The following is a 22,149-nucleotide window of genomic DNA, read 5'->3' on the forward strand; positions in this document are numbered from 1 at the left end:
CAAAGTAATCCAAAAGAGGCTGCCTGAACTAATTCGGGCAGCCTCTTTTTATTTAAAGGAAGCTACTTTTTTACAAGTAGCGCTGGTTTCTTTCTTATTAGCTGTTAGCGGAGGCGGGAAGCTTTTAAAACAGATGAGCTGCATTCCGAGTTGCTTTGTTAGCTTTTAGGGGCTGCAAGTTTTTAATTGCCGGGAAAGTTAAGCTTCCCTGTTTCCTGCGTCATATTTTTTATCACAACATCCAATACTCACGACTCAATACTATTCTTCATGTCCATTAAAATATTAAATGCCAGGCAGATCCACGAAGCGGATGCTGCCACTTTAACGCATGAACAGATAACCTCTCTTGAGCTCATGGAAAGAGCCGCATCGGCTTTCGTGCGGGCATATGTAGAGATGTATGCTGAAAAAAGACCGGTATTTATTTTTTGCGGCACAGGAAATAATGGTGGCGACGGGCTGGCAATTGGCCGCCTGCTGCTCAACCAGCAGTACAAAGTGCAGGTATACATCGTGCGGGAAAATGGAAAAACCTCCCAGGACTTCCGTGAGAACCTGGATAGGCTCAATAAGTTTCATGAGCCTAAAACGATTAGCGAGGCAGGACAGATTCCGGATTTTCCGGAAGATGCCATTATTATAGATGCCCTGTTTGGTACAGGTTTATCCAGGGTAGTGGAAGGATTGTATGCAGAAGTTATCCACAGTATCAACCAGAGCATGGTAGAGGTGGTGTCGGTAGATATCCCCTCAGGCCTGTATGCAGACGCTCCGGCAGACCCTGGAGGAGCGATTATAAAGGCAGATTGTGTCATTACCATTCATCAGCCTAAGCTGGCGTTTATGATGCCTGAAAATGGAAAATGGATGAGAAAATGGAAGATGGTGAACATTGGCCTGAGCCCGGCTTATATGGAGCAGGTGGAGACACCTTTCTGCTTTTCAGACCTTGATACCATGCGCCGTATCTTTAAAAGTCGTGATAAGTGGAGCCATAAAGGCGACTTTGGAAAAGTGCTGCTCATTGCCGGTAGCAAAGGCAAAATCGGGGCCGGTGTTCTTTGTGCCAGGGCCTGCCTCAGGAGTGGTGCAGGTTTGTTAACGGTGTACCTGCCTGCCTGCGGCTATACTATTATGCAAAGCAGTGTTCCGGAGGCCATGGTGCTGACCGACCCTTCCCAAGAACAACTGACAAGGTCGCCCAAACTGGAAGGTTTTGATGTGATAGGCATGGGGCCCGGACTTGGTACGGCAGAAATCACCAGGAAAGCATTCAAAGAACTGCTGGAGCAGGAGAGCAGGCCCATGGTACTGGATGCAGATGCCCTTAACCTGCTGAGCAGGCACAGAGAGCTGATGGACCTTTTGCCGAAAAATGCCATTCTTACGCCACACCCCAAGGAGTTTGAGAGGCTGGTCGGCAGCTGGGAAAATGATTTTGAACGTTTGGATAAGCAAATCGCCTTCAGCCGGGAGCACCAGGTAGTGGTGGTGCTGAAAGGAGCTCATTCCAGCATTTCGTCGCCCGACGGCAGGGTGTACTTTAACAGTACGGGCAACCCGGGTATGGCCACCGGCGGCACAGGTGATGTGCTGACAGGCCTGCTAACCGGCTTACTGGGGCAGCAGTACGACCCTTTAGAGGCGGCCATTATGGGTGTTTTTCTCCACGGGCTGGCGGCCGACCTGGCGGCAAAAGAGCTGGGGGAGGAGTCGCTTATTGCCTCGGACCTGATTGCATACCTGCCGAAGGCCTATAAGGAGTTCGTGAACCCTGCCTTTACTATTGCTGCGCAGGACTTTTGGTGAAAAGGGTAAGGAGCGTAAAGAGATCTTCAAACTCTGTAAGGGGCAGCGTAGCGGCTTTGTCATCTATATCGTGGTAGGCCTGTATGCCCCCCAGGGTATAAATAAAGAAGCTGGGTACACCTGCCTCGTAAAACAGGCAATGGTCGCTGTTGCAGGCTTCTCCGCGGGCCGATACCTTTGGCAGTAGCTGGTGCTCCTCATTAAGCGCCTGTAGCCGCTGGAACTGCTCTTCAAATACGGTTCCATTAACCACTTTTATACCTTCATCGCCCGTGCCGGTAATATCGAGGTTTAGCAGGAAGTCTATTTCCTCGAGCGGAAGGAGTGGGTTTTCCACAAAATGCTTAGAGCCCAGCAGGCCGAGTTCTTCGGCGCCAAAGGCCATGAACAGCATGTCCTGCTCAGGCTTGTTTTCCGGCTTTGCATAATGGCGGGCAAGGCTTAGCAGCATGGCTACCCCACTTGCATTATCGTTGGCCCCGGGGAAATAAGTGTTCTCTCCCATCCGGCCCAGGTGATCGTAATGAGCGCTGTAGGCAATTACTCCTTTTTCAGGATTTTTACCCTTTACCAGGCCTATGACATTTTGCGTATTGAGCTTGTTGAGGTGCTTGTTTTCGATGTGCAGTTCAAGCGAATCGGCCTGTCCGGGAAGTACTCCTTTCTTGATGATGAGCTGTGGTGTTTCGCAGGGCTGCTGAGCTACATGCCAGCTCAGTTTATCGGTGGTTAAGAAAGTAATCGCAGTGGCAGGGTTGTTTTTAAAATGCTTTAGAAATTCCATGGTCTCCTGCAGCTTCTGCTTTTCTTCAGGAGTAGCCTGTGCAAAAAGCGTCTGGTCAATCACTAATATTTTTCCACTTGCTGTTTGCAGCTTTCGAAGGAGGAGGGAGGCATCCAGAATTTCCTTTTTGCTTAATGAGAGAAGAGGAAAAGTGCCATGAATCGTTTGAGAACAGGGACCTACTAAAAATTCACGGCCGGCTTTTAGGGACTGTCCTTTATGGATTACCTCCACCTCCGTGGGAAAGGTGTTGACCGATACCTCAAATTCCTGGAAAAAGCCATTTCCAAAAGACTGCAGGCCCAGGCGCTGAAATTCGCTGGCAATAAAATTGGCTGCTTTCAGGTGGCCATCTGCAACATAACCACGACCGTGCATGGACGGAGCGGACAAGGTATCGACTACCTTACGGGCATAAGGAAGCACCTGCTGTTGTGAAGAAGGCTTTTGCTGAAATGGAAGAAAAAAGAAAAGAAGGAAAATAAAAGGGAACACTCCGTAAACCAGGTTTGCAGGCACAACTTCAAATAATTAAAATTTTTATTTACCTTAAAATTAATAAACTGCAGGTTTTTTTATGCCTTATCCTCTATATTTTTTTTGTTGTCCTTTTGTTCCTTTGGGTGTGTTGACAAATAATTTAATTAGCTGAATCAATTAAAGTGTAACCTCTTTACAGAGGAAAGAGGCTTTAAGAGACACTGTGAGAATAGTGGTAGTGCCTGGGGGAGGATTAGCCTTTTACTAGCGGAGTTAAAGAAGGAGGGGTAGATTGTCCGGAACAGGATAATGTAGAGCAAAATGGTAAATGGAGTTCTGTTTTTCAGCGGGTTTTGTCGCTCGACCGGAAAGGAGCATGGCAAGAGGTAATTGAGGCCTTTCCCTGAACAGGGAAAGGCCCAGGTAATCATCCCTTCCCGCAGGAGTGCTGCGACTCCTTTAGTTGTCAGAACAAACAACCTAAATCCCGGTAAGCTTAGGACGGCTACTGTTTTTTTATTGTGGAGGAGACTGGAGCAACAGTTTTAAAGGAGGATCGCTGAAATTACATCCAAAATTTTTTAAAAGAAATTTGAATTCCATATAAAAAGCTTAACTTTCGAAAAACAATAGTATTACTATCACATTAGAACGTTAAGCTATCACCTTATGCTCAGTTTAAAAGATATTAAAAATGATTTGCCTGCCGGTATAGTCGTATTCCTGGTGGCAGTACCCCTCTGTCTTGGCATAGCCATGGCCTCGGGTGCTCCGCTGTTCTCCGGAATTATTGCCGGGTTTGTTGGGGGCATTGTAGTTACACTCATTAGTGGTTCAAACCTGGGTGTAAGTGGCCCGGCGGCAGGTCTTGCCGTCATTGTTCTAAATGCTATTGATAGCCTTGACAACTATGAAGTTTTTTTGGCTGCAGTCGTGCTGGCAGGTATAATTCAGCTGACTATGGGTTTCCTGAATGCCGGCAGTATTGGTTACTACTTCCCCTCTTCGGTAATCAAGGGAATGCTTGCCGGCATAGGTGTCATTATCGCCCTTAAGCAGATCCCTCACGCTTTCGGCTATGATGCTGGTTTTGAAGGTGACTTGGCCTATTTACAGCCAGATGGTGAAAATACCTTCTCCGGCATTTTCAATGCCTTCAATTTTGTCTCCACATCTGCTGTCATTATCAGTGTGGTATCGCTGTTCATCCTTATTCTGTGGGACCAGGTACTTTCTAAAAAAGGAAAAGTATTTCAGATTATCCAGGGGCCTCTGGTAGTGGTGTTATTCGGTATCGGCCTGAACCTCTTCTTCAGCAATCTTACCCCTGAGCTTACACTTTCCGGTAACCACCTCGTACAGCTACCGGTTGCGGAGAGTTTGAGCGGCTTTGCCCGGCAGTTCACCTTTCCGGATTTCAGTAACGCTCTTAGTCTGCAGGTAGTCATTCTGGGCTTCACCATTGCCGTTGTCGCGAGCCTTGAAACCCTGCTCTGCCTTGAGGCAACCGATAAGCTGGACCCGTATAAGCGTATAAGCCCGGCTAACCGGGAGCTTAAAGCACAGGGTGTCGGCAATATAGTTTCAGGTCTGATTGGTGGTCTCCCTATTACGCAGGTAATTGTCAGAAGCTCTACCAATATTCAATCCGGGGGTAAAACAAGGTTATCGGCTTTTATACATGGTGTTTTAATTCTGGTGAGTGTAATGGTATTCCCTCAGGTGCTCAATCTGATACCACTGGCCAGCCTTGCTGCTATTCTTATTATGGTAGGCTACAAACTGGCGAAGCCCGAGCTGTTTAAGAAAATGTACCAGAGCGGCTGGAATCAGTTTCTTCCTTTTATTATTACCATTGCCGCCATTGTATTCACCGACCTTTTAACCGGTATTGGCATTGGCATGGCGGTGGCCGTCTTCTTTATTCTGAAGAACAACTACCATGTTTCCCATGCAGTAACTCAGACGGAAACGCCCGAGGGTAAAAAGGTGTACCGCCTGGAAACCGCCGAAGATGTGAGCTTTCTTAACAAAGGAAACATCATGCAAACCCTGCGCAAGATTCCGGAAGGCGCTAAGGTAGAAATTGATACTACCCGCTCTGTCTTTATCGACGATGATGTAAGAGAGCTTTTCGAGAACTTTAAAGATACGGCGATACAGCAAAAGATTGACTTAGTCATTCTGGAGCGACCGTTGCTGGAGCAGCCTGAAGCCAGTGTCTACTCTCCCCTACAGGAGAGGCCTATGGAATCCTGACAATCATTAATTAAAAAACCTAACTATATGAGAACTCAAACAAAGCAAACACAGTCACAATTAACGCCGGAGCGTGCAAAAGAAATATTACGGGAAGGCAACGAACGTTTTGTCAACAACCTGAGGTTTAACCGCAACCTGCTGCAGCAGGTAAATGAAACCTCCGAGGGACAGTTTCCTTTTGCCGTTGTATTAAGTTGCATCGACTCCCGCACCTCAGCCGAATTAATTTTCGACCAGGGACTGGGCGATATTTTCAGTACCCGTATTGCCGGAAACATTGTGAATGAAGATATCCTGGGTAGCATGGAGTTTGCCTGCAAAGTGGCGGGCTCTAAGCTTATTGTGGTACTGGGCCATACCAACTGCGGTGCTGTAAAAGGTGCCTGCGACCATGTGGAGATGGGCCACCTTTCAGGCCTGCTGGGAAAAATTCAGCCTTCTGTAAAGGCAGTAGAGTATCAGGGTGAAAGAAGCTCCAAAAATATGGAGTTTGTAGAAATGGTATCGCGGAAGAACGTGGAGAAAATGCTGGCAGAAATTCAACAGAAGAGCCCTATTCTTCGTGAAATGATAGAAAGTGGGCAAATTGGAATTGTTGGCGCTATGTACAATGTCGAAACCGGCGTGGTAGAATTCTATTAAGAGCCAGGCGCAGATAAGGTTTTAGATGGAGAACTTACTAGCAAACATTCAGATAAAAGTTGATGAAAAGGTTTTTCTGAAAGACCCTGAAACTTCTGAAATAGGGAAGAATATCCTCCGGCAGGGTATTCTCCTTATGGATGAGCTGGGGTTTGAAAGTTTTACCTTTAAAAAACTTGCCGAGCAGATCGGCTCGTCGGAAGCCACTGTTTATCGCTACTTCGAGAATAAACATATGCTGCTGATTTACCTGATCTCCTGGTACTGGAACTGGCAGGAATACCGGCTGGTATTTTCCACCACCAATATTCCCTCTGCGGTAGAAAGGCTGAAGATCGCCATCAGAATTCTTTCGGGTACCATTGTTAATGATGCCAACTTTTCGCACATCGATGAAGTAAGCCTGCAGCGGATTGTAGTGGCAGAGTCAGCCAAGTCTTTTTTAACCAAAGAAGTGGATGCCGATAACCGTGAAGGCTTTTTTCAGAGCTATAAGCGATTGTGCGGGCGGGTTACCGATATTATCATTGAAATTAACCCGGATTATCCCTACCCTGCTTCACTGGTGTCCACCATATCGGAAAGCGCTCATTATCAGAGGTTTTTTGCCTGCCACCTGCCTTCCCTTACCAATATCAGTGAAAAGGTGGAAGGCCAGCTGGAAGAATTTTTAATTGACCTGGCGCTAAAAACCATCTCAGTCAGCGAGTAATAAAAAGACCCTCCTCCCGATTTAGAGGAGGGCTATTACCCAGACAGAGGTAAGCTGTTAGCCTGTTTCTGACTTCTGAGCCATGCTCATTTTCCTTAAAATAGGCTGGTACTTTCCACTTCAGCAGCAGTATTGAACAGTTAACTTTAATGGTCAGCGGGCTTGGTGGTCTTGTTCAGTTGAAGCCCGCAAAAGCGACAGTAGCTGGCGTCGGGCTGGTGGTCTTCGGGTTTGCAATTCGGGCAGGCCATAACAGTAGGCCGGGATCGTCTGTCAGCTCTGGTAAGTTCGGCCGAAACAATCCCTGTGGGTACAGCAATAATACCATAGCCCAGCAGCATCAGCAGGGTTGCCAGCATCTGCCCTTCAGTGGTCTGGGGCGCTATATCTCCATACCCTACAGTGGTAATGGTAACCACTGCCCAGTAAATACTCACGGGTATATTATCAAAACCATTTTCGGGCCCTTCTATCAGGTACATCAGTGCGCCTATAATGATGACAATCGTCATAACAGCCCCGATAAACACGATAATCTTGGCCACACTGCCCTGGAGCGCCCGCTTTAAGGTTTCAGCTTCACCCAGGAAGCGACTAAGCTTTAATATTCTAAAAATTCTTAGGAGCCGCAGTCCGCGAATGACCACCAGGAATTTGGACCCCTGGTAAAAAAAAGCAAGATAGGTGGGAAGGATGGAAAGCAGGTCGACAATGCCGTAAAAACTCAGAATATACCGCAGGGGGCGGGGAGCTGTAATAATCCGCAGAATGTATTCTATCGTAAAAGTAATGGTAAAGAACCATTCCAGACTGATGAGTAAGCGGGCATAGTCTTCCCGGATATCAGCCACACTTTCCAGTATTACCGTTAAGATGCTCAGCAGGATAAAGACCAGGAGTGCCAGGTCAAAAGCTTTACCGGCAGGGGTGTGGCTTTTAAAAATGATGATGTACAGCTTTCTTTTCCAGTCTTTCATAAATAAAAAGGTACGATCTCAGCCTTGTCTTAAAGCTTACCGGCCGGATTCAGTTTCTTTTCCTCCCTGCTGATGAGTAGATGGCCGGAGAGCCATGTTCCCTGGCAGCTCAGTAATTTCAGCCCGGGTACGAGGCAGGCTATCAGGGTAATTCTTTCGAATAAAATCCATGAGCTGTTCGCGAAGTATTACACGGAGCTCCCAGGCATTTCCGGAATTGGCCGCACTGACAAGTGCCCGAAGCTGCACGGACTGATCTGTAAGTTCGGTTACCTGCAGAACGCATACCCGCTTATCCCAGTATTTATTCTTTTCGCAAAGCCTCTTCAGTTCTTCTCTTATGGCCTCTATGGGCACAAAGTAATCGGTGTAGAGGAAAATAGTGCCCAGGATATCGGCAGAGCTTCGTGTCCAGTTCTGGAAGGGTTTTTCGATAAAATAGTTGATGGGCACCACCAGGCGGCGCTGGTCCCAAATCATGATAACTACATAGGTAAAGGTAATTTCCTCTATGCGGCCCCATTCTCCCTCCACTACCACCACATCGTCTATCCTGATAGGTTGGGTAAAGGCAATCTGGAAACCGGCAATCAGGTTGGAGATAGATTTTTGGGCGGCAAATCCTAAAATAATGCCTGTTACTCCTGCTGAAGTTAGTAAACCGGCCCCTATGGTGCGAACTCCTTCGAAGCTCAGCAGAATTACTGAAACGGCAATGACGACAATGCCGATGACCAGCAGCCTTTTAATAAATTGTACCTGCGTCTGTACCTTGCGGGCAAGGTAATTATTCTCCTGCTTAACATCGAACTTGTGGTAAACCACATCTTCTACCACATCTGTTATCTGAATAAACAACCAGGCAAAGCTACAAATAAGCAGGACCTGCTCCAGCTTGCTCAGGAAGAAGTAGGCCCCGGCTTCCATCTCAACCGTCTGGAAACTGATGCTGAACAGGATGAGCGGAAGCAGGACTTTTAATACCGGACGGAGGTTCCGGATAACAGATTCAACCAGCACTTCATCGTCCGTACTCTTTTTATACAATCTTAAAAAAGCATTGAAAAAAAGGCGGATAATCTGTCCGCCAATGATGGACAGCACAAGAAGGATCAGGATTTGAAAGAAGGGAATCAGGCCATTGTAAAAGGCAACAAAACGGTCCATAGGGTACAATACTTGTATTAAATACAGCTTAGCATCATAACCATTAATAATCCCTGCTGTTTAAAGGCAGCTCTTTTGCTATTCCCGTTAGGTTTTAAAAGCCAGTGGAAGGGAGGGAAATACGATAGCTTTTATCTTCAGAAAAAGAAGGTAGCTTTCTTTGTAAGTTGCGGAGCAGCAGTGTGTTAGTGTTTTATTTGCTGCCATTCTTTTCTATCTTTGCCTATCGGAGAAAGCATGAGCAGAGAAATACAAAAGGACCTTCCGCCAAAATATTACCTCGACAATTTTAATGCCCTGCTGGGCTTTGCGGAAAAGATGTATGGTCCCCTGCTTAAGGAGAACGAGCGGGAATTTATTGATGCTTTTCGCCGCCTTAGCGAAGATGCCCGCTGCCTCTTTCTTCGCTTTGCCAACCGAAAAGGGCTTTTCTTCCGAACCGATAAACTGCACTACCCCGAGCTCAGTTCGCTGGAAAGGGCGCTTGATGAGCTCCTGTTCCACCAGTTCTGTACCATGCCTGCTGCAGACCATGCCCCCATGGCATCGCTCTTTTTACAGGTGTACAGCAGGCCCGAACTGGTACAGCTCTGCAAATGTCTGAATCCTGCGGAAAAGGGAATATCCGGACTTAAAAAGCCGGAAGTTATTGAATTGCTGCTCTCAAACAATGAATGGGATGAACTGCTGGAGGCTGCCGGGGAAATTGCGCCGGTGGTGAAGCACAACTTTGAGCAGGAGCTGGAGCTGCTGAAATTCCTCTTCTTCGGGCATACCGGCGGCGATATGTCGGAGTTTGTCATCCGGGACCTTGGGCTGGTTCGCTATGAAGAGCCGGAAGAGCACCAGTTGGTGGCAAGGTTTAATAAGCGGGAGGAGGTCGACGAACTGTTCGAACTGTCCCTGGCGTATCCCCAGTTTAAGGAACTCAGGGAAGGAGATTCCGACCAGCTGTATAGCTGGTATATGTCGTGGAGTAACCGCCGGATGAATTGGTGCGCCCAGGCACGGCCTCTTTTTAACCGGCTTACGCTTAAGCTTGCCCGTACGCTGGAAAGGCAGCAGCAACCCCAGTGGGCACTGGAGGTATATGAGCGAACCGATGATGCTCCTTCGAGGGAAAGAAGGGCTCGCCTGCTGCAGAAAACCGGGGCAGTTCAGGAAGCGCTGGAGTTATGTTACCGGATGGAGGAATCGCCACACAATGCAGATGAACTCTTTTTCGCCCGTGACTTTTCCAGTCGGCTGTTAAAGAAGAAAAGGCCTAAGAGTACTACACTCCATCTTCGGGAGGCGGAGGCAGTGGCTATAAGTAGTGATTATCGTTACCAGGTCGAAAAAGGGGTAATGCAGCATTTTATTAAGCAGGGACAGGAGGCGATGTACAGCGAGAACTACCTGTGGCGGAGTTTATTCGGCCTGGTGTTCTGGGATATTGTTTTTGACCATGAGGCGCCGGTATACCATAGTCCCCTGCAGCGCGTACCTTCCGACCTCTACCTGCCCAGCTTCCTGGAGAGTAGGCAGGGCGCTATGCAGGAGCGCCTGCAGGAATTAGATAGCTCCGGAAAGCTGCTCAGCTATATCGAGAGGGTATATGAAGAGAAATGGGGGCTTGGCAACCCCTTGCTCAACTGGCATGAGAACACCCTCCCCCTGCTAAGGGCTGTTGTTGGTAACGTGGCACCCCAAAAGCTGGCCTCTGTGCTAATGGGAATGGCACGAAACCTGAAGGAAAACGGTCGGGGCTTTCCGGACTTGTTTACCTGGACAGCGAAGGACTATGCTTTTATAGAAGTAAAATCGCCTAACGATACCCTCTCCGCACAGCAGCTAAGCTGGCTGCAGTTTTTTCAGCAGCATGGTATATCCGCCCGTGTTTTAAAAGTGGAATGGGTACAGGAAAATGAGTTTTAGGTTGGGCAATGCCGCATGCCGCTAAGGGCTGCTGACATGCTGCCGAAATTTACAGCTCTTTATTAAAATTTAGTCCCTTTATACCTCTTAAATCTACCCTCTGTTCCCGCGTTTTTTCTTCTCATAAATGGCACTGGCAAACCACAGGAATTCTTGCAGGTAGGTATCCAGCTTTTTGGCGAAAGCCTCATCAGTAAGCTTTCCTTCTTCATCAAACTTATGCTGTACTTCCGATACCAGCATCATTTGAGGAATAGGGTAGGCATAGAGGGCCAGTACCAGTTGCTGCATTTGCAGGGCTCCCCGCATACCGCCGATAGCGCCGGAAGATACGCTTACCACGCCAATGGCTTTTTTGTTGAACTCGGCCTTACTAAAGTGGTCGGCCATGTTTTTGAGGGCAGCGGTATAGCTGCCGTTATATTCAGGTGAAACGAAAAGAAGGCCATCTGCCTGCTGTAAAATGGTTCGGAGTTCGTCGGCACCATGTTGTGGAGCGTCGGCTTTATGCGTGTCCTGGAAAAGAGGAAAGGCATAGTCGGCCAGGTCAACCAGGCTGGCTTCAATATCATTTGACGCATTAAGCCTGCGGCCGAGTTCTTCGGATACAAAATGGGTTTGCCTTCCGTGGCGGATGCTGGCCGATATTATCGCTATTTTCATTTTCTTATTTTAAGTCAAAAGCTGCAGATTTCTCTGCAGGGGTGGTAAAAGTGGCAGGAATTTGTCGTCTCTACCATGTGCGCCTGAAAAAGCAGCAGTAGCATAATGAGTCAACTGCTGTGGCGAATGCTTCAAAATTAGGGTATTCCTTTCAGGATGGCAACAGCTTTTAAACTGAACAGCAGGAGGTGGAAAGGTAGCCCGGGAGGATCTGCCTCCTTTTAAGGAGAAAATGGAAAGTAGGCCAGGGTAAAAAAAAGCCCCGCTTGTACAGGCAGGGCTTCTAAATTACCAGGGGCAGCAATTATTTTCCTGCTTTTACGACTTTTCCGCTTCCGTGCGACTGTACGTCTACTACCTCGGGAGAACCACTGTAATAAACCGTGCCGCTTCCGGAAATACGGGCTTCAATGGATTGTTCTGCCCTGATGCGGCAGTCGCCACTTCCGCTGATTTTAACATTACAGTTTTGAATGGCCAGGTCCTCTCCATTTATTTCCCCGGAGCCTGTTATTTTAATGGCGGCTTCTTCTGCCCTGCCTTCCAGGTCCATATTGCCGCTGCCGGTAATGCTTAGGCCTAGTCTGTCCGTATCGATGGGCATTACAATATCGCCACTTCCGGTTACGGCCAGCTCCAGTTCATCGTTCCGGAAGGGGCTTTGTGTCTGCACATGTCCTGAGCCTGTTACTTTTAATGCTTCCAGTGCCGGGACAGTAATCCGGATGATTGGTGCTTTTTCCCGGTTTTTATTTTGCCACTCCCGTTCCAGTTTAATTTCGAGCTCACCATCTTCTACCTCAGTAATTACATGCGAAAGGAGTTCTTCATCGCCCTCTATCGTAAAAGACTGGCGAGCTCCGGGTTCAAGGTATACATTGGCACCCATGGAGAGGTTTATGCGGTCGAAGGGCTCCAGCTCCCGGTTTTGGGCCTGGGCGGTAGCCATATGGGCAGCCATGATAAACAGGCAGCAGCTTATTACTTTTTTGTAGGTGATCATATTTTAAAAATTTAGAGGTAAAGAAAAATCAATAAGGAAGGTGGAGCTTTTTAAAGATAAAATGCATCAGCCATGCCGGGCCTATCAGCAGAAACTGCAGGTCTTTTAAAAAGCTCGGCTTTTTGCCTTCGACTTTATGTCCGTAAAACTGTCCGACCCAGGCGAGCACGAAAATGAGCAGGGCCACCTGCCAGAGCGGCATGCTGAGGCTTGTGTCGAGCCACCAGGCACCCAGCAGGCACAGCAGTGAAAAGAACAGCATTCCGGTAAAAAGTGGTGGGGACAGCAGCAGGTAATACACCAGTGTAAGTAAGAGCAGAAGCGTTGCCCAGTTAGCAAAATCGGCCATAGCACCCTCAAACGGGGCACTCATAAAGGCGGAAGGAATGGACCATAGCAGGCATACAATACTAAAAAAGATAAGGGGTACACACAGCCAGTGAATCGCTTTATTTGTAGCATTCTGGTGGCTGCTGCCATATTCTGTTAAAAGAGCATCTATCTTTCTCATGACTGTACCGTTTTTAAGCAGCTTGTTTATCCTTTTTGCCGGTTTTTACCTTCGCCCATTCTTTTATCTGCCAGTGTACCTTTGCTGTTGTCAGATGATTGCCCATGCGATCATGAACCTGCACTTCGCAGGGGAGAATGATAGAATCTTCTGTTTTTAAAGGGGTGAAGATATGTTCCTCCATAAAATCCGGCGATAGCCTGAAAGTGGCAAAGGCCTCCATCTTTCCCTGGTAAAGATACTCTACCTCCAGAGTTTTAAGAATGAGCCGGTACTGCTTCGGGTTAAGGCCGGTCAGCAGCAGTACACCGGTGGTAAATTCAGATAAGGTTGCCAGTGCGCAGGCATGGAGCCCTCCAATGTGGTTTTTGTTTTTTCGCTTATACGGAATTTTGGTTTTAATATGCGTATCGCTAATTTCGAGTATGCTGAAACCGTGTGGCAGGTTAAAAGGAATAATGCGGCTGAGGGCTTTGTTCAGCACCCAAAGGTAAAATCCGGAGTTTTTGGCTTTTTCAATAAGCCTGGCGGGGTCGGGCATGGGAGTATAATGGGTTGTTTAACTATATCGAATATACGTATTAATATGGTTTACCGCTAACTCCTGCTTAAAATTATACAAACAGTCTCTTTAACAGAGGCATTCTCAACTGATGGTATGTTAAGTTTCTGGGAGAAGAATACTTTTTTACAATACGATTATATAGTAGTAGGTGGAGGTATTGTAGGCTTATCTACGGCCATTGCAGTAAAGGAAAAACAGCCGGCCGCACAGGTACTGGTCCTGGAACGGGGACTCTTTCCCTCAGGTGCCAGCACTAAAAATGCCGGCTTTGCCTGCTTTGGCAGCCTTACCGAGCTCCTGGTCGATATTGAGCAAATGGGGGAAGAAGCGGCTTTGGCGCTTGTTAAGATGCGCTGGCAGGGCCTGCAGTTGTTGAGAGAGCGATTGGGCGATGAGAACTTCGGCTTTTTACAGCAGGGAGGTTATGAGCTTATCCGCGAGGCAGAAGAGCCGGCACTGGAAAAAATGGGAGAGGTCAATGCACTGCTGGAGCCGCTTTTCCAGCAAACTGTATTCCGGGAAGCCCCGGAAAAAATTAAGGAATTTGGTTTTAAGCAGGAGCAAATCCGTAATGTAGTCTATAACCCGTTGGAAGGCCAGGTCGATACCGGGCTAATGATGCGGCAGCTGATAGCCCTTGCCCAGGAGAAAGGCATCAGGCTTCTGACAGGGGTGCAGGTCCAAAAGCTGGAAGAAGAAGAGCAGCGGGTGGTGGTGCAGGTGCAAAATCCTGTAAGCGCTGAGCCTGTGTTCTTTTCAGCACCAAAAGTGGCCATTTGCACCAATGCTTTTTCAAGGCAGTTCCTGCCCGATATTGCCCTTGAACCGGGAAGGGGGCAGGTATTGGTAACAGAGCCCATTGAAAAGCTGAAGTTTAAGGGTGTTTTTCATTATGATGAAGGCTACTACTATTTCCGGAACTATGGAAAGCGGGTTATTTTTGGCGGAGGCCGTAACCTCGATTTTGAAAGAGAAAACACCACTGAACTTAACCTCAACCAGCGGATACAGGAAGCACTGGAGCAGCAGTTAAGAGAAATAATATTGCCGGATCAGCCATTTACCATTGCCCACCGCTGGTCGGGCATTATGGCTTTTGGCCCCGATAAACAGCCGGTTCTTCGGAAAATAGGAGAGCGAATGGTGGCTGGTATCCGTTTAGGCGGAATGGGAGTGGCCATTGGCAGTGGAATGGGGGCAGCAGTCGCCCGCCTGTTAACAGGCGAAAAGGCGGCATAATGAGCCATGATTCTTTTTAGCCGGCATATTTACCATTCTAATAATTTAGCCATTCAAGGTCATTACTCAAATTCCGTTTATTCTCCATCTGCTTTTCCATGAACTACATTGAATTTATTGGCATTTTAGCCGCCATTTGTACAACCCTTGCCTTTTTGCCGCAGGTGATTAAAACCTGGAAATCTAAATCGGCGAAAGACCTGTCGCTGGGTATGTTCCTTCTCTTTTTTACCGGGGTAGCCCTGTGGCTCACCTATGGGCTGCTCATTTATAATATACCCATTATTCTGGCTAATAGTATTACTTTGGTACTGGCCGGAAGCCTGCTCTTTTTTAAGCTCATTTATAAGAATTAGTGCCGAAAAAGCGGATGGAATAATTTTTAAGCCACTTTTTTAATGGGCAGGTTCTTTTTTTTTAGGTATATTAACGGCTGCTTTAAAAATCAGCAATAATAAAATGACTGAATCTGCAAGAAAACCAACACTGCTGGAGGCTCTCATTCCGGTAGTATTCCTGATTGTTTTACTCTTTTTTAATGTCTTTTATGTTTTTGGTGACGAAGCCCTCGATGGCTCCAACCAGCTGATTCTGATCTTCTCTGCTGCCGTGGCAGGTTTAATCGGTATTCGTATAGGGGTAAGCTGGGATAAGATGCAGGACGGGATTGTGAGCAGTATAAGCTCTGCCATGTCGTCTATCCTTATTCTTTTGCTGATAGGAGCACTGGCAGGTACCTGGATGCTGAGTGGCATTGTTCCGGCCATGATTTATTATGGATTGCAGATTCTGAATCCAACCATTTTCCTGGTGGCCTCCTGCATCGTATGTGCAGTGGTTTCTATTGCGACCGGTTCGTCCTGGTCTACCATTGCTACCGTAGGGATTGCCCTGCTGGGAATCGGGCAGGCACTCGGTATATCCGAAGGACTGATAGCCGGTTCTATTATTTCCGGTGCCTATTTTGGCGATAAAATGTCGCCGCTGAGCGATACCACCAACCTGGCCCCCGCCATGGCAGGAACTGATTTGTTTACCCACATTCAGCACATGGCCTGGACCACGGTACCCTCTATCATTATTGCCCTTATTTTATACCTGATCATCGGTTTTACCCTGGACAATGCCGCACCGGTTAATATCGATGATGTGCTGTATGCCATAGAGATGAATTTCAATATTAATGGCTGGCTGTTTATAGTGCCGGTTGTTGTTATTGTGCTAATTGTGAAAAAATTACCCGCCTTACCCGCCCTTCTGGTAGGAACACTGCTGGGCGGCTTGTTTGCTATCATCTTCCAGCCGCAGGCCATCGACGAAGTATCGGGCCTGCAGGGAGGATTGGAAGCTTACTATATTGCCGTAATGCGGGCGATGTATACAGAAATTACCATTGTAACAGAAAACGAAATGGTAAATGAGCTGCTGACTACCGGCGGTATGTCCGGTATGCTTTACACTATCTGGCTCATTATTTGTGCTATGGTGTTTGGTGGCGTAATGGAAGCCGCAGGATTATTGCAGCGGATTACGGAAGAAGTAATAAAGTGGGCGCATTCCACCGGTTCGCTCATTGCATCTACCGCAGGCACCTGTATTTTCTTTAACCTTACCGCCTCCGACCAATACCTGGCTATAGTGGTACCCGGGCGTATGTATGCTGATACCTACCGTGAAAGAGGCCTGAAGCCGGAGAACCTGAGTCGTACCCTGGAGGACTCTGCTACCGTTACTTCTGTTTTAGTCCCCTGGAATACCTGTGGCGCTACCCAGTCTGCCGTTTTAGGCGTGGCCACCATTGTGTATCTGCCGTACTGTTTTTTTAACATTATCAGTCCTATTATGACAGTGTTGTATGGCTATTTGAACATAAAAATCAACAGATACCGAAACATTCAGGAAGCAAGAGAAGATAAATTAGTAAATGTTTGAGAAAGAGATAACAAAGGACCAGGTAAATAACCTGCCGTTGCAGCGGTACGAGGGAAAGGTAGTGGTGGTGAATACTGCCGGGCAACTTGCTTCTGCCCTGGAGGAACTGCAAAATGCCGCTGTCATTGGTTTTGATACGGAAAGCAAACCTACTTTTTATAAGGGGCAGTACAACCCGGTAGCCATGATTCAGATGGCTATTCCTGGCAAGGTATTTTTAATCCGCATCAGCTTAACAGGCTTTACCCAGGGGCTGCGCGATATTTTCTCGAATAAAAAAATAGTAAAAGCAGGGATTTCCATTCGCGATGATATAAAAGATTTACAGCGCCTTGCTGCTTTTACCCCTCAAAATGTGGTGGACCTGAATGATGTGGCCAGCGAAATAGGTGTGATGAATATTGGGGTAAGGAGTCTGGCAGGTATCTTTTTAGGTATCCGTATCAGTAAAGGACAGCAGACCTCTAACTGGGAACGCGAAACCCTCTCCGACAGCCAGATTACCTATGCCGCTACCGATGCCTGGGTATGCCTGGAAATATACCAGAAGCTGGAACAAAAAGGATATATTTACTGACACTCCGGTCTTTTAAAAAACGCATCGGGTTTTGAGAAAGCGGGTAGCATAATGCTTCTCTGGCACATACTCATTCCTTAGCTGTTTTCTTCCATTGTCACCTCTTCGAGCATTTCCAGCTTTTCCATTAAGGAAGGGTAAAAGCTTTGCCGTACCGCCAGCAGCATCCGGCAGTCGGCGGTAAATTCCTGCTCGAGAATATCTAGTTCATACTCTTTAATGAGGCGCATTACTTCATTAGTGCTTTCGTAGCCGTAGCGGATGTGGAGTCTTTCTTTAACCACCTCTTCTATTATTTCACTGGCCGCAATGGCATCGGCGGCAGCTGTTTTATAAGCAGTAATGAGCCCGCTTACGCCGAGCTTAGTACCTCCGAAATAGCGCACTACGACCACCAGCGTATTGGTCAGCTCATTAGACTTTATCTGGCCCAGGATAGGATCCCCTGCAGAATGGTTGGGTTCGCCATCGTCATTGGCACGGTATTTTTCCCCTTCGGCTCCGATGATGTAGGCATAACAATGGTGGCGGGCATCGTAATAAGTCTTTCTTAAATCTTCGAGCACTTCCTTTACTTCTTCCTCGGAGGTAATCGGGTAAGCAAGGCCAATAAATTTACTGCCCTTTTCCTTGTACAGACTTTCGGCCGGGCGGCTGAGGGTTAAAAAAGTATCTTCTGCCATGTTAATTCAGTGCTGAAACTGCAAGATAAACGGTTTAAAGGCAGTTGCCAAATGGCTATTCGAGGTAAGTCTTTGCTTCGGGCTTAACCGGGTATTCAAAAGCAGCATATTCCAGCGCTTTTTTGTAGGCTGCCCGGGCCTGCTTTGCTTGCTGCCGGTGATGGTAAATTCTGCCGAGGCCGGCATAAGCCATGCTCCTGTACACATCGGCCATATAGTTGAGGCTTTTGCCTGTTTCCAGTGCGCTGGTATAGGAATTTAAGGCCTGCTCATAATCTTTAAGCTGTTTCTCCAGGTAAAGACCTTCGAAGAGTTCGCCAGCCATTTTAAAGAATGGTTCAGGTTGCTGGAGGAGGTATTGAATGTGAGGGCGTATCGGCTGATATTGCCCGTTGGCAATGTAGGCTTCGGCCAGCTGGGCCTTAAATAAGCGGTTTTGTGGAAACTCCTGCTGAAGTCGCCGAATATTCCTTAAAGCCTCCTTAGGCTTGTTTTCATAGTACAGGTAAATCTGCACCAGAAAAACAGTTGCTTCGGGCTTCGTAAAAATATTTTCCCGGGAAGCCTGCTCCAATTGCCTGATACCTTTATTCTTGTCGCCACTCCGGAAGAAGAACATAAAAGGTTTATACACCGGGTGTAGCTCAGGGTATTTTTCGCGATAGTAGTTATATAAACCCACCGGGAAATTAAATTCATTGTAGCTGCCGGCCAGCTCAAAGGCTTCCTTCATATAAGAATAGGCCTCTTTCGCCTCACCAATTGCTGCCATGTAATCTCCTTTATCGGCATGGAAACGGGTAAGGAGACTGTGGGCACTAAGGGCAAGGAAACTGGCCAGCGTTTCGTCCTGTTTCCGGGCAAGGTATACTTCAGAATGTTGAACAGTCTGGTGAAGATAGTCCTTAAAGACAGGAAAATAGGCGGACTTGGTATGCATGGGGGCATCCATCCAGTAAAGGTTCAGGGCCTGCAGCATCGGAAAAACCGGATGGTCGGCAGGTACTGAAGTCCTCAGCTTCTTTAGCTTCTGTTGTACCAGGGCATGCTCGTTATTGTAAATCAGCCCTGTTATCTCCTCTACCTGTTCCAAAGCAGGCTTATCGGCCAGCAGGCTGTATTGCTGTGCCCAAAGGGATGAAGAAAGCAGCAAAAGCAAAAAAAACAGGCCAGTAGACTTCATAGGTGTATGAAGAAAAGCTGTTTTTAACTGAAATAGGCAAAAATTTCCTGGTAGGAGATGAGGAAAATGGCCAGTACCGCAAGGCCTAATCCTATTTTATTGGCAGCCAGAAGCTTTTCCTTAAATAAGATAATGGCAAAAAGCGATGAAAACAAGATGATGTTAATATTTAAAATAGGATAGAAGAAGGCACCATTGTTTTCGAAAGCAGCCAGTCCTTTAACAATAAAATAAATGCTGAAGTAGTTGGGGATGCCAAGTCCGATACCTCCAATAAATTCTTTGAGTCCAATCTTTTGCCTCCTGACAGCCACCAGTCCGGTACCGATGAGCCCGGCTACGAAGAATATAACAAGAGGAAAAATGGCCGCTTCTGCATCGGTTAAGTAGCGGTAGGTAGTGTAGTTAATGGTCGTATCGATAATGCCACTGCAGGTAAATACACCTACAGGGAGCAGCAGGAGGCCCCAGTTTTTTACCGCCAGCTCATCGGGCTTTTCTTTCTTTTTGATGGAGCTCAGGTAAATGGCCACGAAGGCAAGAAGAATACCCAGGTAATTAAGTCCGTTGAAGGGCTTCGATTCAATTTCAAATATAAACAAACTAAAAATTACCGGTATGGCCAGCGACATTTTAGCAGCTATGGAAGAGACCGTTACGCTCAGGCGCTGAGTGGTAACCGCCATCATGTAAAAGGTAAAAATAAAAATAACCCCCAGCAGCATGGCAAAGTACAGCCATTGGTTCTCTTTGGAGAGCAGGGCAGGTATGCCCTCCACATTGCCAAGGAAAATAAGGCCTGTTATAACACACACATAGTAATTGACCACTATGGCAGGCAGGGTGCGTATGCCAAATTTGGCAAAGGTGCGGAAGGCAATAAAGATAGCCACATTAAATAAAATGCCCAGTATCAGGTACAGCATAGGGATTACAAATTTAAAGGCTGCAAAGGTACTATCTCCGGGTGAATAATTTAGAAATCTCTCCCGCTTTTGGTTTTTGCCTCCTCATAAACCTCCATGATTTGCCGGCAAACTACCTGACGGGAGTACCTGCTGCAAAAGTCATTTCTAATTTCCTGTTCATTATATCGAGCAAAATGTTGTTGTGCGCCGGCCAATGCAAGGGCAAGGGCTTCAGCATTTCCTGCTTCTACCAAAAGGCCGTTTTTCTCATTTATAATGCTCTCTGGTCCACCACAGCGGGTACCAATGACCGGCTTTCCACAGGCAATCGCTTCTATGAGTACCAGTGGCAGGTTTTCATGTAGGCTGGGAAGTACAAAAACCTGGCATTGCTGAAACTCCTTTAGTGCTTCTTTTCTGCTTAACCCGCCCAGCCATGCCACCTTGTCTGATATACCCAGTTGGTGTGCCATCTGCTGGTATTCTTTTTCTCTGGAGCCGTCGCCTCCTATACGCAATTGACTGTTTGGCTGCGTACTTGAGTATTGCTGAAAGGCCTCCAGCAGGAAAGGGATGCCTTTTTGGGGCTCCTGCCGACCGAGGGTAAAAAAAGTAAAGGCTGTAGAAGCCTCTTTGCTTTTTGGCGCAGGTCTGAAAAAATTCTCATTCACCAGGTTTGGGATATGCCGGAGCCCTGGAATTCCCCACTCGGCCAGGGTTTCCTGCTGCTGCGGGCTCACCACAATGGTAGCATAGGCCTGCCGGTAAGGTTTCTGCAGATAAGGGCTGAGCTTTCCATTTCGGCTGAGGAAACTTTTAAAAGGGAAGGGACTCATGTGCTCGGTAATGAGGTAGGGGATTTTATATTTTCGCCCCAGCTCCTTGGCCACCCAACCGCCCGGATAGGCGCTGTGGGCATGCAGTACATCTACCTTTCCGCAGCGGGCCATAAAGTCCAGTAAATGTTTTTCATTTACCTTGATGATGTTACGGATATTTCCGCTGAAAAACTTTCGGCTCCAGGCAAGTGCGGGACTATAATATTCAAGAAGGTTAGGAGCAAGCTGTTTTTGAGCAGGCTTTTTAAAAAAGAACTTCCCCACTTTTACTAAACTACTGAAAGGCTCCCGGGCCCAGAGTAGCAGATCTTCCTCATGCGAGCCCCAGCTGCTGAGAGCGAAGGAGGAAGTCGGAAAAATGTGAGCGAGTGCCTCTGCCTGTTCTTTCGTGAAAATACCTGCATGTGGCTGTTCAGCCGAAGGATACCAGGAAGGAATGATAAAAATATTCATGGACTTAAATTACATTGTCCTTGCTACAGCAGTAGGTTTGGCTAATTTCGGCTAAATTTAAGAAGTTTTTATTTCAAATGATTATATCGCACAGGCACCGGTTTATCTTTATCAAAACCCAGAAAACAGCAGGCTCTTCACTGGAAATTGCTCTTTCGCGCATTTGTGGACCGGAAGATGTAATTACACCACTTACACATGAGGAGGAGGAAGTGCGAAAGGCACTGGGATATAGGGGCTGCCAGAATTACATTATTCCCTTTCGTCAATATAAAAGGCTGGACTGGGCAAAGCTTGCTTACTTCAGAAAGAGGGTGCAGTTTATTGAACATGCGTCGGCGGCTCAAATCCAGTGGTACATTGATCCGGATGTGTGGAGTAGCTATTTCAAGTTTTGCTTTGAGCGAAATCCCTGGGATAAAACTGTTTCTTACTATTACTGGCATGAAGGGGATAAAACCCATGGAAGCATCCGCAACTTCTTAGAGACTGGAGAGGCAGGCGAAATGCTCGGTTTTAATTTATATTCGAGAGGAGGCATGCCGGTAGTAGACAAAGTTTTTTTATATGAAGACATGCCGGAAGCATTGCAGGAACTGTCGGGCAGGTTCAACTTAAAAGAGCCACTTACCCTGCCTGATTTCAAGGCTAAAGGGCAGGTTAGGAAAGACAGGCGTCATTATCGGGAAATTCTGTCCCTGGAGGAGCAGGAGCTTATTGCAAAAATTTTTGCAAGGGAGATTCGCTACTTTTCTTACAGCTTTTGACTGAAACATGGCCAAAGTGTCTTAGCCCCCTAAAAGACTGGAGAGTTTTTGAAACGAAATTCAGAAACTTTAA

21 protein-coding genes are annotated in these 22,149 nt (G+C 47.1%); 10 read left to right on the forward strand and 11 right to left on the reverse strand.

Annotated elements, in window-relative coordinates; translation table 11 throughout:
• Positions 1 to 270: 270 nt before the first annotated feature.
• Positions 271 to 1,812 (forward strand): bifunctional ADP-dependent NAD(P)H-hydrate dehydratase/NAD(P)H-hydrate epimerase, encoded by a 1,542-nt coding sequence (locus tag F752_RS0119380; RefSeq protein WP_017733405.1) that lies wholly within the window; start codon positions 271 to 273, stop codon positions 1,810 to 1,812.
• On the opposite strand, the gene F752_RS0119385 is transcribed toward F752_RS0119380, so the two are convergent.
• Entirely contained in the window at positions 1,787 to 3,115 is a 1,329-nt protein-coding gene (locus F752_RS0119385) for a M28 family metallopeptidase (protein WP_017733406.1), read from the reverse strand. The two genes, F752_RS0119380 and F752_RS0119385, sit on opposite strands and share 26 nt — an antisense overlap.
• Positions 3,116 to 3,745: 630 nt before the next feature.
• Here F752_RS0119385 and F752_RS24645 point away from each other — a divergent pair.
• From F752_RS24645 to F752_RS0119400, 3 genes are read left to right on the forward strand one after another with little or no spacing between them, the layout of a single operon-like run.
• Positions 3,746 to 5,335: a SulP family inorganic anion transporter gene (locus F752_RS24645; protein WP_017733407.1), complete on the forward strand. Its 1,590-nt coding sequence runs from the start codon at positions 3,746 to 3,748 to the stop codon at positions 5,333 to 5,335.
• Positions 5,336 to 5,362: 27 nt separating this feature from the next.
• Positions 5,363 to 5,980, forward strand: coding sequence for a carbonic anhydrase family protein (locus tag F752_RS0119395; RefSeq protein WP_017733408.1), 618 nt, complete (start codon positions 5,363 to 5,365; stop codon positions 5,978 to 5,980).
• A 25-nt stretch (positions 5,981 to 6,005) separates the two neighbouring features.
• Positions 6,006 to 6,692: a TetR/AcrR family transcriptional regulator gene (locus tag F752_RS0119400; RefSeq protein ID WP_017733409.1), complete on the forward strand. Its 687-nt coding sequence runs from the start codon at positions 6,006 to 6,008 to the stop codon at positions 6,690 to 6,692.
• A 146-nt stretch (positions 6,693 to 6,838) separates the two neighbouring features.
• Here F752_RS0119400 and F752_RS0119405 read toward each other — a convergent pair whose 3' ends face one another.
• Both F752_RS0119405 and F752_RS0119410 read right to left on the reverse strand, forming a co-directional pair.
• A complete protein-coding gene (locus tag F752_RS0119405; RefSeq protein ID WP_017733410.1) occupies positions 6,839 to 7,669 on the reverse strand; it encodes an ion transporter in 831 nt (276 codons plus the stop codon).
• Positions 7,670 to 7,705: 36 nt separating this feature from the next.
• Positions 7,706 to 8,836: a mechanosensitive ion channel family protein gene (locus tag F752_RS0119410; RefSeq protein WP_017733411.1), complete on the reverse strand. Its 1,131-nt coding sequence runs from the start codon at positions 8,834 to 8,836 to the stop codon at positions 7,706 to 7,708.
• 237 nt (positions 8,837 to 9,073) lie between these two features.
• Between F752_RS0119410 and F752_RS0119420 the strand changes: the two genes are divergently transcribed.
• On the forward strand, positions 9,074 to 10,753 hold the full coding sequence (locus F752_RS0119420; RefSeq protein ID WP_017733413.1) for a VRR-NUC domain-containing protein: 1,680 nt from the start codon (positions 9,074 to 9,076) through the stop codon (positions 10,751 to 10,753).
• Positions 10,754 to 10,846: 93 nt separating this feature from the next.
• Here F752_RS0119420 and F752_RS0119425 read toward each other — a convergent pair whose 3' ends face one another.
• The 4 genes from F752_RS0119425 to F752_RS0119440 all read right to left on the reverse strand — a co-directional run bounded on the left by F752_RS0119425 (position 10,847) and on the right by F752_RS0119440 (position 13,471).
• Entirely contained in the window at positions 10,847 to 11,416 is a 570-nt protein-coding gene (locus tag F752_RS0119425; protein WP_017733414.1) for an NADPH-dependent FMN reductase, read from the reverse strand.
• A gap of 304 nt (positions 11,417 to 11,720) precedes the next feature.
• Positions 11,721 to 12,419 carry a head GIN domain-containing protein gene (locus F752_RS0119430; RefSeq protein WP_017733415.1) on the reverse strand — a complete coding sequence of 233 codons (699 nt, stop codon included), beginning with the start codon at positions 12,417 to 12,419 and terminating at the stop codon, positions 11,721 to 11,723.
• Between the two features lie 28 nt (positions 12,420 to 12,447).
• Positions 12,448 to 12,930, reverse strand: a complete 483-nt coding sequence (locus F752_RS0119435; RefSeq protein WP_017733416.1) for an Mpo1 family 2-hydroxy fatty acid dioxygenase — start codon at positions 12,928 to 12,930, stop codon at positions 12,448 to 12,450.
• A 13-nt stretch (positions 12,931 to 12,943) separates the two neighbouring features.
• On the reverse strand, positions 12,944 to 13,471 hold the full coding sequence (locus F752_RS0119440; RefSeq protein ID WP_017733417.1) for a DUF4442 domain-containing protein: 528 nt from the start codon (positions 13,469 to 13,471) through the stop codon (positions 12,944 to 12,946).
• 117 nt (positions 13,472 to 13,588) lie between these two features.
• Between F752_RS0119440 and F752_RS0119445 the strand changes: the two genes are divergently transcribed.
• The 4 genes from F752_RS0119445 (at position 13,589) to F752_RS0119460 (ending at position 17,243) form a co-directional block, all read left to right on the forward strand.
• Positions 13,589 to 14,734 carry an NAD(P)/FAD-dependent oxidoreductase gene (locus F752_RS0119445; RefSeq protein WP_017733418.1) on the forward strand — a complete coding sequence of 382 codons (1,146 nt, stop codon included), beginning with the start codon at positions 13,589 to 13,591 and terminating at the stop codon, positions 14,732 to 14,734.
• Positions 14,735 to 14,832: 98 nt separating this feature from the next.
• Positions 14,833 to 15,090: a SemiSWEET transporter gene (locus F752_RS0119450; RefSeq protein WP_017733419.1), complete on the forward strand. Its 258-nt coding sequence runs from the start codon at positions 14,833 to 14,835 to the stop codon at positions 15,088 to 15,090.
• A gap of 103 nt (positions 15,091 to 15,193) precedes the next feature.
• Complete coding sequence (nhaC, locus tag F752_RS0119455) at positions 15,194 to 16,666, forward strand: Na+/H+ antiporter NhaC (protein ID WP_017733420.1); 1,473 nt, start codon at positions 15,194 to 15,196, stop codon at positions 16,664 to 16,666.
• On the forward strand, positions 16,659 to 17,243 hold the full coding sequence (locus F752_RS0119460) for a 3'-5' exonuclease (RefSeq protein ID WP_017733421.1): 585 nt from the start codon (positions 16,659 to 16,661) through the stop codon (positions 17,241 to 17,243). Before nhaC ends, F752_RS0119460 begins: the two co-directional genes overlap by 8 nt.
• Before the next feature lie 77 nt (positions 17,244 to 17,320).
• Here F752_RS0119460 and F752_RS0119465 read toward each other — a convergent pair whose 3' ends face one another.
• Genes F752_RS0119465 through F752_RS0119480 form a run of 4 tightly spaced genes read right to left on the reverse strand, consistent with a single transcriptional unit; the run spans position 17,321 to position 21,309 of the window.
• On the reverse strand, positions 17,321 to 17,926 hold the full coding sequence (locus F752_RS0119465; RefSeq protein ID WP_017733422.1) for an IMPACT family protein: 606 nt from the start codon (positions 17,924 to 17,926) through the stop codon (positions 17,321 to 17,323).
• A gap of 55 nt (positions 17,927 to 17,981) precedes the next feature.
• On the reverse strand, positions 17,982 to 19,109 hold the full coding sequence (locus F752_RS0119470; protein ID WP_017733423.1) for a tetratricopeptide repeat protein: 1,128 nt from the start codon (positions 19,107 to 19,109) through the stop codon (positions 17,982 to 17,984).
• Between the two features lie 23 nt (positions 19,110 to 19,132).
• On the reverse strand, positions 19,133 to 20,035 hold the full coding sequence (locus tag F752_RS0119475; protein WP_017733424.1) for a hypothetical protein: 903 nt from the start codon (positions 20,033 to 20,035) through the stop codon (positions 19,133 to 19,135).
• Positions 20,036 to 20,085: 50 nt separating this feature from the next.
• On the reverse strand, positions 20,086 to 21,309 hold the full coding sequence (locus F752_RS0119480; RefSeq protein ID WP_017733425.1) for a glycosyltransferase: 1,224 nt from the start codon (positions 21,307 to 21,309) through the stop codon (positions 20,086 to 20,088).
• Positions 21,310 to 21,386: 77 nt separating this feature from the next.
• Between F752_RS0119480 and F752_RS0119485 the strand changes: the two genes are divergently transcribed.
• Positions 21,387 to 22,076, forward strand: a complete 690-nt coding sequence (locus tag F752_RS0119485) for a sulfotransferase family protein (RefSeq protein ID WP_017733426.1) — start codon at positions 21,387 to 21,389, stop codon at positions 22,074 to 22,076.
• Positions 22,077 to 22,149: the final 73 nt, after the last annotated feature.

The sequence above is a fragment of the Nafulsella turpanensis ZLM-10 genome (genome assembly GCF_000346615.1).
GTDB lineage: Bacteria > Bacteroidota > Bacteroidia > Cytophagales > Cyclobacteriaceae > Nafulsella > Nafulsella turpanensis.

What these genes read in the sequence shown, in the direction of transcription:
- F752_RS0119380 (WP_017733405.1), top strand. Translation starts at nt 271, where the DNA reads ATGTCCATTAAAATATTAAATGCCAGGCAGATCCACGAAGCGGATGCT.
- F752_RS24645 (WP_017733407.1), top strand. Translation starts at nt 3,746, where the DNA reads ATGCTCAGTTTAAAAGATATTAAAAATGATTTGCCTGCCGGTATAGTC.
- F752_RS0119395 (WP_017733408.1), top strand. Translation starts at nt 5,363, where the DNA reads ATGAGAACTCAAACAAAGCAAACACAGTCACAATTAACGCCGGAGCGT.
- F752_RS0119400 (WP_017733409.1), top strand. Translation starts at nt 6,006, where the DNA reads ATGGAGAACTTACTAGCAAACATTCAGATAAAAGTTGATGAAAAGGTT.
- F752_RS0119405 (WP_017733410.1), bottom strand. Translation starts at nt 7,669, where the DNA reads ATGAAAGACTGGAAAAGAAAGCTGTACATCATCATTTTTAAAAGCCAC.
- F752_RS0119410 (WP_017733411.1), bottom strand. Translation starts at nt 8,836, where the DNA reads ATGGACCGTTTTGTTGCCTTTTACAATGGCCTGATTCCCTTCTTTCAA.
- F752_RS0119420 (WP_017733413.1), top strand. Translation starts at nt 9,074, where the DNA reads ATGAGCAGAGAAATACAAAAGGACCTTCCGCCAAAATATTACCTCGAC.
- F752_RS0119425 (WP_017733414.1), bottom strand. Translation starts at nt 11,416, where the DNA reads ATGAAAATAGCGATAATATCGGCCAGCATCCGCCACGGAAGGCAAACC.
- F752_RS0119430 (WP_017733415.1), bottom strand. Translation starts at nt 12,419, where the DNA reads ATGATCACCTACAAAAAAGTAATAAGCTGCTGCCTGTTTATCATGGCT.
- F752_RS0119435 (WP_017733416.1), bottom strand. Translation starts at nt 12,930, where the DNA reads ATGAGAAAGATAGATGCTCTTTTAACAGAATATGGCAGCAGCCACCAG.
- F752_RS0119440 (WP_017733417.1), bottom strand. Translation starts at nt 13,471, where the DNA reads ATGCCCGACCCCGCCAGGCTTATTGAAAAAGCCAAAAACTCCGGATTT.
- F752_RS0119445 (WP_017733418.1), top strand. Translation starts at nt 13,589, where the DNA reads ATGTTAAGTTTCTGGGAGAAGAATACTTTTTTACAATACGATTATATA.
- F752_RS0119450 (WP_017733419.1), top strand. Translation starts at nt 14,833, where the DNA reads ATGAACTACATTGAATTTATTGGCATTTTAGCCGCCATTTGTACAACC.
- nhaC (WP_017733420.1), top strand. Translation starts at nt 15,194, where the DNA reads ATGACTGAATCTGCAAGAAAACCAACACTGCTGGAGGCTCTCATTCCG.
- F752_RS0119460 (WP_017733421.1), top strand. Translation starts at nt 16,659, where the DNA reads ATGTTTGAGAAAGAGATAACAAAGGACCAGGTAAATAACCTGCCGTTG.
- F752_RS0119465 (WP_017733422.1), bottom strand. Translation starts at nt 17,926, where the DNA reads ATGGCAGAAGATACTTTTTTAACCCTCAGCCGCCCGGCCGAAAGTCTG.
- F752_RS0119470 (WP_017733423.1), bottom strand. Translation starts at nt 19,109, where the DNA reads ATGAAGTCTACTGGCCTGTTTTTTTTGCTTTTGCTGCTTTCTTCATCC.
- F752_RS0119475 (WP_017733424.1), bottom strand. Translation starts at nt 20,035, where the DNA reads ATGCTGTACCTGATACTGGGCATTTTATTTAATGTGGCTATCTTTATT.
- F752_RS0119480 (WP_017733425.1), bottom strand. Translation starts at nt 21,309, where the DNA reads ATGAATATTTTTATCATTCCTTCCTGGTATCCTTCGGCTGAACAGCCA.
- F752_RS0119485 (WP_017733426.1), top strand. Translation starts at nt 21,387, where the DNA reads ATGATTATATCGCACAGGCACCGGTTTATCTTTATCAAAACCCAGAAA.